This is a genomic window from Enterococcus sp. DIV0546, assembly GCF_051712785.1.
GTDB lineage: Bacteria > Bacillota > Bacilli > Lactobacillales > Enterococcaceae > Enterococcus > Enterococcus faecalis.
On record NZ_JBIOPO010000001.1, the window covers coordinates 1876308 to 1890859 of the forward strand.

Annotated in this window: 14 protein-coding genes; 1 reads left to right on the forward strand and 13 read right to left on the reverse strand. The window is 36.2% G+C overall.

All coding sequences use genetic code 11. From position 1 onward, the window contains the following. Positions 1-6 precede the first annotated feature (6 nt). The 8 genes from IGJ24_RS09165 to IGJ24_RS09200 all read right to left on the reverse strand — a co-directional run bounded on the left by IGJ24_RS09165 (position 7) and on the right by IGJ24_RS09200 (position 8354). A complete protein-coding gene (locus tag IGJ24_RS09165) occupies positions 7-975 on the reverse strand; it encodes a hypothetical protein (protein WP_289865866.1) in 969 nt (322 codons plus the stop codon). Positions 976-1075: 100 nt separating this feature from the next. Next, on the reverse strand, positions 1076-1747 hold the full coding sequence (locus IGJ24_RS09170; RefSeq protein ID WP_002389950.1) for a hypothetical protein: 672 nt from the start codon (positions 1745-1747) through the stop codon (positions 1076-1078). Positions 1748-1759: 12 nt separating this feature from the next. Then, positions 1760-2677, reverse strand: a complete 918-nt coding sequence (locus IGJ24_RS09175) for a carbohydrate ABC transporter permease (protein WP_002383582.1) — start codon at positions 2675-2677, stop codon at positions 1760-1762. Next, on the reverse strand, positions 2650-3552 hold the full coding sequence (locus IGJ24_RS09180; RefSeq protein WP_438775399.1) for a carbohydrate ABC transporter permease: 903 nt from the start codon (positions 3550-3552) through the stop codon (positions 2650-2652). The genes IGJ24_RS09175 and IGJ24_RS09180 overlap by 28 nt, the downstream gene beginning before the upstream one ends. A gap of 150 nt (positions 3553-3702) precedes the next feature. Beyond that, a complete protein-coding gene (locus tag IGJ24_RS09185; protein ID WP_289865867.1) occupies positions 3703-4980 on the reverse strand; it encodes an ABC transporter substrate-binding protein in 1278 nt (425 codons plus the stop codon). A 49-nt stretch (positions 4981-5029) separates the two neighbouring features. Further along, positions 5030-6172: a glycoside hydrolase family 88 protein gene (locus tag IGJ24_RS09190; RefSeq protein ID WP_289865868.1), complete on the reverse strand. Its 1143-nt coding sequence runs from the start codon at positions 6170-6172 to the stop codon at positions 5030-5032. A gap of 15 nt (positions 6173-6187) precedes the next feature. Next, positions 6188-7987 carry a DUF2264 domain-containing protein gene (locus IGJ24_RS09195; RefSeq protein WP_289865870.1) on the reverse strand — a complete coding sequence of 600 codons (1800 nt, stop codon included), beginning with the start codon at positions 7985-7987 and terminating at the stop codon, positions 6188-6190. Further along, entirely contained in the window at positions 7968-8354 is a 387-nt protein-coding gene (locus IGJ24_RS09200; protein WP_010712644.1) for a hypothetical protein, read from the reverse strand. The genes IGJ24_RS09195 and IGJ24_RS09200 overlap by 20 nt, the downstream gene beginning before the upstream one ends. 175 nt (positions 8355-8529) lie before the next feature. On the opposite strand from IGJ24_RS09200, the gene IGJ24_RS09205 reads away from it, so the two are divergent. Next, positions 8530-9591, forward strand: coding sequence for a LacI family DNA-binding transcriptional regulator (locus IGJ24_RS09205; RefSeq protein WP_002356832.1), 1062 nt, complete (start codon positions 8530-8532; stop codon positions 9589-9591). A 40-nt stretch (positions 9592-9631) separates the two neighbouring features. On the opposite strand, the gene IGJ24_RS09210 is transcribed toward IGJ24_RS09205, so the two are convergent. The 5 genes from IGJ24_RS09210 to iolG form a co-directional block, all read right to left on the reverse strand. Further along, positions 9632-10465: a hypothetical protein gene (locus tag IGJ24_RS09210; protein ID WP_002376929.1), complete on the reverse strand. Its 834-nt coding sequence runs from the start codon at positions 10463-10465 to the stop codon at positions 9632-9634. Positions 10466-10667: 202 nt separating this feature from the next. Then, on the reverse strand, positions 10668-10991 hold the full coding sequence (locus tag IGJ24_RS09215; RefSeq protein WP_002374407.1) for a PTS sugar transporter subunit IIB: 324 nt from the start codon (positions 10989-10991) through the stop codon (positions 10668-10670). Between the two features lie 9 nt (positions 10992-11000). Continuing rightward, the gene (locus IGJ24_RS09220) at positions 11001-12596 is read right to left on the reverse strand and encodes a solute:sodium symporter family transporter (protein ID WP_289865871.1); all 1596 of its coding nucleotides are present in this window, start codon (positions 12594-12596) and stop codon (positions 11001-11003) included. Positions 12597-12619: 23 nt separating this feature from the next. After that, on the reverse strand, positions 12620-13510 hold the full coding sequence (iolE, locus tag IGJ24_RS09225; protein ID WP_289865872.1) for a myo-inosose-2 dehydratase: 891 nt from the start codon (positions 13508-13510) through the stop codon (positions 12620-12622). Positions 13511-13531: 21 nt separating this feature from the next. After that, entirely contained in the window at positions 13532-14551 is a 1020-nt protein-coding gene (gene iolG / locus IGJ24_RS09230) for an inositol 2-dehydrogenase (protein ID WP_129193866.1), read from the reverse strand. Between the last annotated feature and the right edge of the window lies 1 nt (position 14552).

Consider the following 14552-nt stretch of genomic DNA (forward strand, 5'->3'; position numbering starts at 1 on the left):
TGCTCCTTAACTGTTTTTATTTTGATAATTTTGAAAAAACTTTTCTCTGTCTTTCTCTAACAAGTCCACTTTAGTTGCTTGTTGATACGTAGCTAATTTCTCTTTGTAGCATGTGTTGATATAGGCATTTTTGCCAAATTGTGGTGCTTCTTCAAACTGTAAAAGTTGCCCTCCTTCCTTATTAAAAATATAAAAGTATTGGTTTTCGTGGTATCCTTTCACCACGGTACCAACAGCTTTTTCACTAAGAATCTCCCCAACATACAACGAATAAATATCCTCTTTTTGGATTTCTGCACTCTTCAATTGATACGATTCAATAACAAGATTAGGTAATTTATTTTGCCACTCCAATAACGTCTCCTCATAAGATAGATTCGGAGAGATTGCTTTGGCTATTTTTTCTAATTCTGCTTGCTTACCTGAAAAAGTTGGAATTTCAATTGCTTCAACAAAGTAATCGGTCTTTTTATATTTATCATCCAATTGCTCAAAGGCCTGCCGCAATTCTTTTTGCGTTGGCTTTTCTTTCTCCATTAATTTCTCTTTTATTTGGTCCTGTAATTGTTGATCTTTTGCATCTAAAAATTGCCAGAGCGTTAAACTGCTCTTTTGGTCTTGCCATTCTTTTTTTTCTTGCCCAAATGTTTGTGAGTGGACTATTTCTAACTCCGTCGCCAGTTGTTTAATCATTTTATGTTGTACTAAATCCTCCGTTGCAACCTTCAGTAGTTCCTGAGTGGGTGATTTTCCGTTATACGTTTTGCGCCAGAAATTTTTTCCAAACGAAGTTAAATTATTCTGATCAGAGAATTGCTTCGCTACACGATTCATATTTTTATCGCCATAAACAATTAATTCTTCGACTTGGATTGCTTCGTTATTAATCATACTTTGCTGACTGGTAGTAAAAATAACGAGCACAAAAATAGCACCTATCAAAAAGCTACTTAAAATAATTATTTTTTTCTTCATTCGTTCGCTCCCTCCACTTTAATAAACAAGGCAAGAACAAAATAAGCAACCCCACCTTCATTCATTTTCCTGAAAATCGAGATTACTTATTATGTAAAAATTATTTATTCTTTTTTTGCTTTTCATGCAATTTCCCAGTATTTAAATAAATAATCCCTAGGAAAAGGACAGGGGTTACAACAAACCCAAACTGTGGCTTCAAAAACATCATTGCAAACATTGAGAATAGTAAAAAAACATTTAGACAGCTGACATACCATTTCCGCAGTCCATAGTAAATTGAAATCCGAAACACATCTTTAAAAGAAGCTTGCGGATTTCGTACTTGAAAATACCAAGCATTTAGCATAATAGCTAACCCAAAAATTAGCAGAAGGACCATCAATGGAATAAACCATTTACCAATCGTTGTTTTGGCAAAAAAGAATATATCTGTCACACTGATGATGCTACTTCCTAAGCCTAGCAAGCTGATAAGAAAGCCTCTTAACCCAAACTGACGAAACTTTTGGAAAAAAGTTTTAAATGGATCCAGCTCCTTTTCTTCTTTAAAAGTATCGATTAAGCCTAAAAGTGCAATCATCCCTGCCCCCATCGGCAGCAACGTTACTACAAAAAGTGGGAGGTTTCGTGGATCAATGTCTAAGCTAATCACCGCTATGAAAAAAGGAATGTTCACTAAGAGAAGCCCTAGATTACCGATAAATAAAATGTAAAGCCAGCGAAAAATTTTCATATAGATATTATTATCAAAGGTTTGCTTAGTAAACATTCAAACTTCCTCCTAATTCTTCATTCCAGATGTAGCAATACCTTCAACAAAGTATTTTTGCATTGCTAAAAAGACAATCCCTACTGGTAAAATAGAAACCACTGATGCGGCCATGATTAAGGCATATTCAGCATCAAATAAACCGACGAACATTTTCAAACCTAACTGAATTGTTTTATTCTCAGTAGAAGATAAATAAATGAAAGGTCCCATATAGTCATTCCATGTATTCACAAAAGTAATAATCGTGAGACTGGCTAAAGCTGGTTTGGTTAATGGTAAAATAATTTTCCAATAAATTCCCCACTCACTTAACCCATCAATCCGCGCGCTTTCACATAGTGAATCTGGAATACTGCTGTAATATTGTTTCAGTAAAAAAACCCCAAATGCATTAAATGCTTGTAATAAAACAAGTGACCATAACGTGTCAGTCAAACCTAATTGACGCATCATAATAAATTGTGGAATCATATACGATTGCCAAGGAATAGCAATTGTTGCGATGTACGTAATAAAAAGTGTATCTCTTCCTCTAAAATTCATTTTTGAAAAGCCATATGCTGCAAAACTTGAAGTAAATAGTTGAATAATCGTAATCACAATACTTAAAAATAACGTATTTTTAAAGAAAGTTAACAACGGAATGCGTTCCCAAATAACGGAATAGTTTTCTGGATGCCAACTTTTAGGAATCCATTGAATTGGAATGGTGAAAACTTCATTGTTTGTTTTAAATGATGCTGAAACCATCCAAATGAAAGGCACCAAAGTAATTAACGCAAGTAAAGTTAAGAGAATGATTACAAGTATCCCACCAGGTGTGACTTTTTCTGCTTTTTTCGTTTTTGCTTTTCGAGTATTTTCTTTTTTTGAAAAAGTTGCTTCCATCTTTTCTCCTCCTAAACTTTCTCTTGATGTTGATTCCATTTAAATTGAGCCACAGTAATCGCTAGAACGATGATGAATAAGACCATCGCAATGGCTGATGCATAACCAAAATTAAATTTGACAAAGGCTTCATTGTAAATTTCATAAACTAACACATTCGTTGCACGTCCTGGTCCACCACCAGTCATAACTTGAACTAAGTCAAACACTTTGAAACAGTTAATTACAAGCATGATAGTCACGAAAAAGGTCGTTGGTCGTAATGAAGGTAAGGTAACATTTAAAAATTGATTCCATTTACCCGCGCCATCCATTGACGCTGCTTCATATAATTCTCTTGGCACACTTTGTAAACCAGCTAAATACAAAATCATATAATACCCCATAAAGCGCCACACACTAACGATGATAATTGCTGGTAAAGCCCAAGTATAACTAGATGTCCAGCCAGGAGGATTTTCAATAAATAATTTCAAAAATTGATTAATTGGTCCCATTGTTGGATGAAATAGCATATTCCAAACGACCGCAATCGCAACTAATGACGTTACATAAGGAAAGAAAAAAGCCGTTCTAAAAAATTTCATCCCTCTAATTTTACGATTCAACAAAATCGCTAGTCCTAATGAGCAAATCAATGTTAACGGAACAACACCAATCGTATAGATAAACGTTTGTTTTAACGAAATCCAAAACGTATCATCATGAATCATTTTGGTGAAATTTTTCATTCCGACAAATTCAGGAGTTGAAAAAGAATCCCAACTCATAAAAGCTAAAATCAGTGAACAGATAACCGGGATTAAAGTGAAGAGGAAAAAGCCAATAAAGTTTGGTGCGATAAAAGATAACGCAGTCCACGTATTTTTTCGTCTCAATTTATTTGCTGTTTTTGTTTTTGAAGTAATTTCCATAATTGTATTCTGTTAAGTGAACTTAACAGGCCCTCCTTCCAAACTCAAGCTACATTCTTTATTTAAAAAAATAAGCTGAAATTCATTGTAGGTTACTCATTTCAGCTTATTTTTTTCATCAATCTTTTGTGTTTTTGCAGGAAATAATAATTAGTCTATCTCTGCTTTGACACGTTTTTCCATGTTAGCAATACCATCTTTTGGTTTTTCGTCGCCGACCATAATTAAATCATGTTCTTCTTGTAATACTTTATCAATTGCGGCACCGTTTTTATCAGATGGGAATTCTAAATTAATTGTATCTGGGTTAAAGGCTTTTTGTGAGACTTCATCTGAAGGCATTCCTTTTCTTGCAAAGTAGATTTTATCAATTTCATCTGTTTTATAAGAAGGAACCACCCCTACTTCTGCTAAAAGTTTTGCACCTTCTTTACCTGAAGCAAAGTCTAAGAATTTTTGAGCAGCTTTTTGTTTTTTACTGTTTTTATTAATTACAAAACTTGTCGGTGAGCCAAAGGTAGTTGCTTTGCCTTTTTCTTGTTGTGGTATTTCGGCAATCCCCCATTCGACATTTGTTTTGCCATCATCAATGTTTGTTAATAAAGTCCCCATGTACCAGCTACCCATGTACATCATCGCCGCTTTTGAATTTTCAAATTGTGATTGATACGTTACTTTTGTTGATTTTGCTGTTCCAAAATCCATTTGTGATTGATCTTTTTGCATTCTCAATGCGCGATCATAATAAGTTTCCATATAATTGTATTTTGGTTCAATCAAATTGGCATTGTTTTGAGCAGCAGCAATCGCTTGAACGGTTGAGCGCCAAGTATGTTGATAGGCACCATATACTTGTTCTTCTGGTTTAGATAATTTTTTCGCTAACGCTTCATATTCATCCCAAGTTAAGTTATCGGGATAGGCAATTCCGGCTTCATCAAACATTTTTTTATTGTAATACAATACCCAGAAATCTGTACGGTAAGGCTGAGCATAGGTTTTACCATCGATTTCATACATCTCGTAACTTGCTTTGGCAGGTTCGATATCTAAATCTTTAACGTGATCGGTTAAATCCACCAATTGATTGCGTAGCGCGTAATTAGAATATGAAAGTAAGTTTTTCATGGTTAAAATATCCGTCGTATCTCCTGATGAAAGCATCGTTGTTACTTTTGTGTCATAATCATCTGAAGCAATGTCCACCGGTTCAATAGTGATATCAGGATTTTCCGCTTCAAAAGCTCTGAATAATTTCTCAAATTCTGGGGTCGTGTCATAATTCCAAGTAGTTACTGTTAATTTTGTTTTGCCATCTTCACTCTTTTCAGTTGCTTTCTTTTCACTTGAACCACCACATGCTGTTAAAGTTACTGCCGCCACCGCTAACAACGCTGCCGCTGTTAAGCCTTTTTTCCAAAATTTCATTTGTACTACCTCCGCTATTTATTATTTTTTAGGAGTTTTCCTCCATGAATTACCAAAAAGAATACCAGCTTTTCGCTAAACGAGTTAACGCTTCCAAATAAAAGTAGTCGCCCCAAATCATGCATTCATCGACTCCTGTATTTGTTTTTTTATCATAGACACCATGAAGCAATAGGCCGTTCGACTCTGGTCGTAAAACCGTTGTATACTTTTCCGCTAATGCTTGTATTAGTTCTAGCGCAACCTTTTCATAATAGCCATGTTTTTCATCATTTAATGGAAGCTGACGAGATAATTCTAGTAAGCCACATGCAGCAATTGCAGCAGATGAGCTATCACGTTCTTCTTCACTCCCTTCATTGAAAATTAAATCCCAGTAACAGATTTTGTCCTCTGGTAATTCTTGAATAAAGTAATCAGCAACATTTTTTGCTGTTTCCAGAAAACTACTATCTCCTGTATATAAATAACTTAACGTAAAGCCGTAAATTCCCCAGGCTTGGCCGCGAGCCCAACAAGAATCATCTGAATATCCTTGCTGTGTCTTTCCGTACAAGGCTTCGCCTGTTTCTGTATCAAAATAATACGTATGGAACGTGGTGTGATTTTCTCGCACAATATATTTTTGTGTTTGTTTCGCATGATTGTAGGCAGCTTCATAATACTCTTGCTTGCCAGTCATTTTTGCTGCAAAGTATAATAATGGTAAGTTCATTAAACAATCAATAATCATTCTACCTCGTTGCTCTGGATCGTCTAAATTCCCCCAAGCTTGAATAATCTTGGCTTTTGGTGAATAACGTTTCATTAATAAGTCCGCAGCTTGCAAGGCCATTTCTTTTGAGGCCTCATGACCATTGACTTGATAATCGGCAATGGCTGTTAAAATATACAAAAAGCCTATATCATGTGTTTCCAGCTCAATTTGTTCATCCAAGCGATGTTGAAAAGAAGCCATCTGTGTGGCAATCACTTCATCGAACTCTGTTGAATTTGTTAATTCCTTTACTAAAAATAACATTCCTGGCCAAAAGCTGGCCGTCCAGTCAATATTTTCTTCAGGATAATAAATTTGATTTAAACTTGCCGCGGGTGGAACTAATTCTTTAAATGTCTCTAAATTTCCTCGAACTTTGTTTAAAGCAAAACTGATTTGCTTCGGCAACCACTCAATCTGTCCATTTTCTGTCATTGTGTATTTCTCCCCCTAATTCCCCAAAATTACAACTTTTTCTTCAACTAAAAGCTGATTTTCTTTTAACCTAACTTTAACTGGCTCAATTTGTTCATTCGGTAGTACGCCTGTCACCAATGAAATTAAAAGATGTTTCCCTTTCGACAAGTTTGCTTTCAAATATGGCAACTCCGTTAACGGATAAAGTAAATTTGTATTCGGTTCTGTTCGAATAATCGCAGCTTCAGAAAAGCCGTTGATATTTTCTACTTTTGACACACCTTTTGCATTTTTTACCTCAGCCATTTGATCAGAAACACAAGTGACCTTTTCATCGAAGAGCGGGATTGAGAAGCCACCTTCATAAGCCACTAATGCACGTTGTGTCTCAATTTCGTGGATCCGTAAATGCTGGCCTTCTAATGGTACAATTGTCGTTTTGATTGCTACATCGGACCAAGGATGCCATTGATGAATGATACGATCATCAAGAATTTCGCACTGATCATCTAATCCTTTCGTGCGGAAATAATGGTCGTCTTCAGCTAAAGCCAAGCAATTATCATAAGCACCTTCGTAATACCAATAATCACTCTTTATAGTACTGAAACCAAAATGGGAAGAATAAACAAATTTACTATATTTATCATGCGCATGAGCTTGATAATTAATAAATTGTCCCGCTGGAAACATTAAACCATGTGTCCCTGCATCATTTACTTGATAGTAGTTCCGACTTTCTGGTGAAGGTAAGTGTTTTTCTGGAAAGCTAATAGGCTGTGTTTCTGCTTGCCAATAAGGATGATCTTTTGGAACCGCTAACAAAATGAATGTTTTAAAGGCCCAATAAGGTGAACCAGGACCATTATAGCCTTCGGCAAAGACCATATTTTGATAATCATAACCTACCGACAATAATCCATCTGTTGTAAAAATATCTTTGTTCATCCATTGATGAAGATGTCGGCTAATTAGACCTTTGATCTCACCCCACGGCAATGCTTCAACATCTGCAAAAACTAAGGCACTAAAAAATGACACTTGAGCAAAACGATACGTTAAGCTACGTCCAAAGGGAATCGCTTCTCCTGGCTGAGTAAACCAATATTTAAACTCTTGCGCGAACAAAGTTGCTCGTTCCTTCATAATAGCCGCTCTTGCGGTATCTTCCGGGGCAAAACGACAATACAATAAACTATAATAATGAATAGCGAAAGAAACATAATAATCAACTTGTGTCTCGACTCCGTCATAATACCAACCATTACCGACATAAAAACGATCAATTACAGCCAAATCAACAGCGATCTGTTCTTTTGAATACGGCATTTCACAATGTTTCATCGCTAAATTCAGCAACACTCTAAAGAAATGCCAATTATTTGGCGGAATAATGTTTTCATTGGCTTGTATCAGCCAACTGTGTAAATTGTTTTGCTGTTCTTTTGTTAATTGGTCCCACGTTTTTTCTTTGTTTAACAAAAGAAATGTACTTAATGCTGCCATCTCAACAATCAATTGATCATAATCTTTTGTTTTTCCCCAATAAGATGAACTCTCAGGATCGGTTCCTTCGATAATTCCCGTTAGAAAGTCATTCAAATACTCACTTTCATTTTGCGTTACATAAGGACCTAGTCCCCATAATGGTCGTAAAAATGCCTCCGCATCACGTGTCCCTTTAGAATAAACCGTTCCGTGTGTCCCTAAATCCAGATGACCTTGATACTCTCGATCAAAAAACAATTCCAGTGGCGCTAATAAATCTTCAAATCCTTCTGCAACTTCTTCGTATGTTTCAAAAGGATTCTGTCTAATTCGTGGCTGAATCATGATTCTCCTCACTTTCAATTAATGTCCCTTTCAAAAAGCCGTAATATTCTCCGTAAACTGTCACTTCGTCACCAATTTTCAATTTTTTCTTTTGCTCATTAAAAACTTGATATTTACTAGAACCACTTTTCAAAATAAAACGATCACCTTTTTTTATTAAACTGGAACGACTGTCGCTCTCAACAATCTCCCCTTTCAAAGAAATATATTCATTTAAACGAACGTCACCATTTTGTAATTCTGTTTCCGAATAAGACTGTGCCGTTTCCTTTAGATTTTGAAGAGATTCTTCATCAAATTCTTTTTCACCGGATTTACAACCTGTTAAAGTAAGTAAAATTAGTAAAAAAAGTGAAAATCTTTTCACTAAACCACCTTCTCCATCGAATTAAAGCGCTTTCTTTGACTTTATAGTATATTTTTTTAGTCAAAAAATCAATAGTTTTTGCTAAAAAAAAGTAAAAAAAGCTTTTTCTTGCTTTTTTTTACTAAAAAGAAATATACTATATGCTATAATAGTACTTGAGAAGGAGGCATTTAGAATGGCAACTATCACAGATATCGCAAAAGTCGCGAATGTTTCAATTTCAACTGTATCGCGAGTTCTGAACTATGATCCAAACTTATCCGTTACTGAGGAAACCAAGCGAAAAATTTTTGAAGCAGCAGAAACCCTGAATTATACGAAATATAAAACTAAAAATAAAAACAAACAGCAGGAGCAACTGACACCTAACCTTTCCGTACAAACAGCTCCGCAAGAGCCTTCGATTGCCGTCGTTCAGTGGCGTTCAGATGACGAAGAACTAACGGATATTTACTATATGTCGATTCGTTTAGGCGCTGAAAAACGGGCCGAAGAGTTAGGTTACAATATTCTAAAAGTTTCTCAATTGGAACAACATAACCTTCAAGGGATTGATGGCATTTTGGCAATTGGCAAATTCACTCAAAAGACGTTACAAGAGTTGCAGCAACTGCATCCAAACCTTTGTGTAATTGGCAGTAATTTCCCACTGGAAGAATTTGATTCTGTAAATACTGATTTTTATCAAGCAACCGAGATTGCCTTAACCCATCTTTTGGAATTGGGCCACGAAAAAATTGCCTTTATTGGTGCCGAAGAAAGCGAAAACATGTATGGTTTCCGTCGCTATAAAACGCCGACAACCAATGCTTATCTTGACATTATGCAGCATTATCACTTGTTTAACGAAGATTATTTTATCTTAAAAGAAAATGGCATGTTGGATGTCAAAACGGGGGAACAATTGACAGAAGAAGCGTTAGAGAAATGGGGAAATGATTTACCTACTGCGATTCTTGCTTATAATGACGCCTTTGCAATCGGTGTGATACATACGTTAGCCGCACACGGTATAAAGGTTCCTGAAGAAATTAGTGTCATGGGGATCAATGATATCTCTATTTCTCAATATGTCTCACCACCGCTATCCTCTGTCCATGCCTTTACTGAAGAAATGGGCGAGACAGGCATTAATTTATTGCACAAACGAATTCAAATGCCTAGCATTCCTCGTAGAGTCCTGTTAAACACAGAATTGGTTGTCCGCCAATCAACAACTAGCCCACGCCAGAAATAAAAAATAAGGACCGCTCCTATAAAGGAACCGTCCTTATTTTTTATTTGTTTTGACCAAATAATTCAATTTGTGTTAATGCTGGAAATGGTGATGGTTCATCTGCTTGAATTAACTCTGTTAGTATCACCCACTCCACTGCCCGTTTCGCAAAGGTAAAGCTCTGGCGTTGCTCAGTCTTAACAGTTTTAAAAACTTCATGTGTACCGTCGGAAAATTTTAAAGTCACTTGTTGCCAATAATTATCATGGGGAAAGTCCGCTCGTAATGTTAAGATCACTTTATCCAACAAGACTTCACGCCCAAATTCAATTTTTAATGCGGCATCTAACTGCTGATTAATCCCCCATGATTGATAAGGATACGGCCCATGATAAAGATTAGCGAAGGTACCATCAATCGCATTACAAGCAAAAAAAGTGGCATCATTTCGCGTTTCCACGTTGGCAGATGCATGAGGATACGCACCAGTAAAATGTTGTAAATCATGTGGATTTAACGCCCAATTACGATAACTCTTAATTTCTTCTTTAGTGGCAATACGCACACTTATATAAGGTTTCTTGGTTTCAAAACGATACGCTGCTCGCGCTTCGATAGCGTTTTCATTTTTTATGATTGGAAACGTCCATTTTTGTTCTGGAACATAAATCAAACTGCTGTCAAGCGTAGCATCTAACTTCACCATTAAATAAGTATTGGGCGTATCTAAACAAACTTGAATCACATCACCGTCTTGTAATTGACAATCCCGAGCAGCTAAACAAACAAAATCTTTTCCTGTAATAGTTAACTCTTTCAAAGAATCTGAATCATCTATCTTAGCTTTTCTAACTTCTTGTTCTTGATTTAAAATCGATAATGAAATACACGTCATATGCTTCCCTCCTAGTTTTACCTTTATTATATATTATTTTAGTAAATTAATCTATTTTTTACTAAAATAATGACTTTAGCTTTATTTCTATAAAAGTATTTGGTACTCACTATAAAACGTAAGATTTTGATTCTGCTCTTTTTGAACACAATAAAAAAGCAAGACATCAACCAAAGTTGACTGATGCCCCACTCTCTAAATCTTACTTTTCGATACTTGCGAGTATCTTCTCTGTGTTCATATAACGAAAATCTTCTTGATCGATAAAAACAACCTGCCCCTGACAGCCTTCTAAATATTTTTCCACTTTTTCTTTGACACGAGCGACTTGTGGGGTCAACATTAACACATCATACTCTTTATAACCAAGTTTTTCCTCAATCCGACAAACAGGTGCATAATCTAAATCATAAGATAACTCTTTTTCCCTAATTGCTTCAAGTAATTTTGAAACTAACAGCGATGCACTAATTCCTGTCTCACAAATAATCAATATGTTTTTGCTCATAAACCTCTCCTCATTCATGAAATATTTTTATCTAGCAAATCCGATTGGTGAAAATGCTGCATAGGTTAGGATAACCACGACAACTAATATACTTGCGACAAGTTTTGTATGTTTCCAAGGTTCAATATTTACTTTCGTATCAAAAGAATTTAAAACAAATTCGCCATCTGGTTTTATTTTAGAAACCACTATTAAAATAAGAATATCTAAGAAGAAGAGCAGGCTTAAGACATATAAAAAATGGATATCTTTCAAAAACACTTTTGACAGCGCATACAAAAAAATGTGGATAGCAATTGTCATTTTTGCTCCAAAAGCAGTTGCTTTTTTGGAATAAAATGCAAAAAGTATAATCACTAACAATGGCATATTGTATAATCCATTAAACTCTTGAACAAATTGGTACAATCCAGCTGGTGCAAAAGAAATAAACGGTGCAACGATAATCGAAATAATCCCTACAATAACTGTAACTGTTTTTCCCGCACGAGCAATTTGTTTGTCATCTGCTTTCTTATTGATAATTGGTTTGTAAAAATCTAGCGAAAACAGAGTGGAGGTTGCATTTAAAGCCCCCGCAAAGGAAGATAAAATTGCCCCAAAAATAACTGCAGCAAAAATGCCGAAAAGCATTTTTGGTAAAACTTCAGTTACTAAATATGGATATGCGTTATCAGGATTGGACATCAACGCATCCCCAAAAAGATTTCTTGCAACAATTCCTGGAAATACTAAGAATAATGCGCCAAACACTTTGAAAATCCCCACTAAAAAAGCCCCTTTTTGTGCTTCTGCTAAATTTTTTCCTGAAAGTGCTTTTTGAACAATCATCTGATTGGTACACCAGAAATACAAATTATTAAACAACATCCCTGTAAATAATGTTGGCCATGGTACAACAGCAGAATCAATTGCACCTACAGAGTTCAGTAGCCATGGTGTGTTTTCAACAACCTGTTCAATCCCACCAATAAAACTGCCATCACCCAGTTTCATTAAACCTAGTATTGGAACCAACAAACCACAAACCAATAAACCAAAGCCATAAATCGAATCGCTATTGGCACTTAAAGATAGGCCGCCAATCAGCAGATAAAGAATCCCAACAATACCAATCACCATCGCCACAAGAATGATTGCGACAATAGGTTCGACACCCAGCAGCTCATCAATATGAAAAATCTTATTGAATACTAGTGACCCAGAATAAAGAACTACTGGTAAAAAAGAAATCATATAGGTAACAATAAACAAGATTGAAATAATTCGTTTTGTAACTGTATCATAACGAATTTCAATGAAATCTGAAACCGTATTAATACCGTATTTAAAATATTTTGGTAAAAAAATGACTGCCAATGCGACAATTGCAATTGCAGCAGTTACTTCCCAAGCCATAACTTCCATTCCTGCATGATAGCTTTGACCGTTTTGTCCAACAATTTGCTCTGTGGATAGGTTGGTCATAATAATTGTCCCAGCAATCGGTAAGGCTGTTAAGCTTCGGCCACCCATGAAGAAACCTTCTGATCCAGAAGTATCTACACTTCTGGATCGAGAATAGGCAAAAATCCATACGCAGATGACAATTACTAGGAAACTGATTATTGAAAATAGATTCATTGTCTAGCTCCTTCTCGATTAGATTAAAGATCGGTGACCTTTCGGATATAGTTTCGTGCTTTGACGGCATATTCAAACGGATTGGCTTTGGCAGGATCTTGTTCCGCTTCAACCACAATCCAACCTTCATAGCCACTCTCTTCGATTGCTGACCAAATTGGTTTGAAATCAATCATACCATCCCCAGGGACTGTAAAGACGCCTTTTTTCACGGCCTTTAAGAAGCTATCTTCTTCTGTTCTGACTCCCTCTGCCATTTGTTTGCGAATATCTTTGAAGTGAATGTGTTTAATCCGGTCTTGATAGCGCTGATAGATTGCGATTGGATCTTCTCCTGAGAAGACAAGATGGCCAGTGTCAAACAATAATTTAACTTTTGTCGGATCCGTCATTTTCATTAATCGATCGATTTCTTCAGTCGTTTGGACTCCTGTCCCCATATGGTGATGGTAAACAATCTCCATACCTTTTTCATGTGCCAAGTCTCCTAGTTTTTCTAATCCTTCAGCTAGTTTTTGCCATTCTTCATCAGAAAAAATTGGTTTCTCATTAAAAACAGGAGCCGTCATAATTCCTTGTATGCTGTGTCCTTGTTCAGCCACAACAATAACCTTAGCATCCATTGCATGTAAAAAATCTCGATGTTTTTTGAAGTCTTCCGCGGTTTCTTCGAAAGGTTTTGTTGTTAAAAATGTACTAAACCAGGCACTCGCTACTTTTAGTCCCCGAATATCTAAATATTGTTTTAAAACCTGTGGATCTTTTGGATACTTGTTGCCAATCTCCGTACCTGTGAATCCAGCTAGCGCCATCTCACTAACGCATTGTTCAAACGTATTTTCGCTTCCTAGCTCTGGCATATCATCATTTGTCCATGCAATCGGCGCAATAGCTAGTTGAATTTGTTTCGCCATTATGTCACTCTCCTACTTCATTTATAGTTGTACCAAACGATTCGTATCAAATGATTCTTGACAAGCTAATGCAATTTTTGTTGATTGTAGACCATCTTCTGCATTAACTGCTGGTTGACGTTTTTCTTGAATACAGGAAATAAATTCTTGTGCTTCTCGAATGAATGCTTCTCTAAATCTTTCTGGAAAGTTTTGAGAGCAAGGTCGCACAACCCCTTGATTATTCATAACAGTCACTAAATTTTTTTCAGGTACTTGCGCTACTCGTAACATCCCTTTGGTGCCCATGATTTCTGTTTCGACATGGTAACCATGTGTAGCATTTCTTCCAGCAACTAGTAAAGCCATTGTTTTATCTTTAAGACTCATCATAGCTGCTCCGGTTTCCAATTCACCGACTTGATCTAATTCTGGATATGCAGCATTTTTACCAATTGCCCAAACTTGTTCTACCTCTTGACCAGTAAACCAACGAACCAAATCAATATCGTGAATCGCCATATCTAGAAATAAACCGCCACTATCATTGTTCATTGCAAACTTAACGAAGCTTTCCAGTCCATCACTCGGATCAATTCCATAACAACGGATTAACGTGACTTCCCCGATTTCCCCGTCTTCTACCATTTTTTTCGCATACTGATAAGATTCATCGTAACGGCGCATGAAACCTAACATAAATACTTGCTCGGGATATTTTTCAATAACCCCTTGTGTTTTTTTTATGTCCTCAATTTCAATTCCCAATGGTTTTTCAGTAAATACGTGTTTCCCATTTTCCATAGCTAAACGGACTTGTTCACAGTGGAATCCTGAAGGTGAAACAATAAAAACGGCATCAATTACAGCGCTTTGAACCATTTCTTCATAACTAGAAAACGTATACTTAACACCTAACTCCTTCTGTGCAAATGCTAATTCTGATTCAACTAAACTACAGGCGGCCGTAAGCTCACAGCCACTAACAGCAGAAGATAAATTTTTTGCGTGTACCTTGCCTAATCTACCTAGTCCTACGATTCCTACTCTAATATTTTCCACA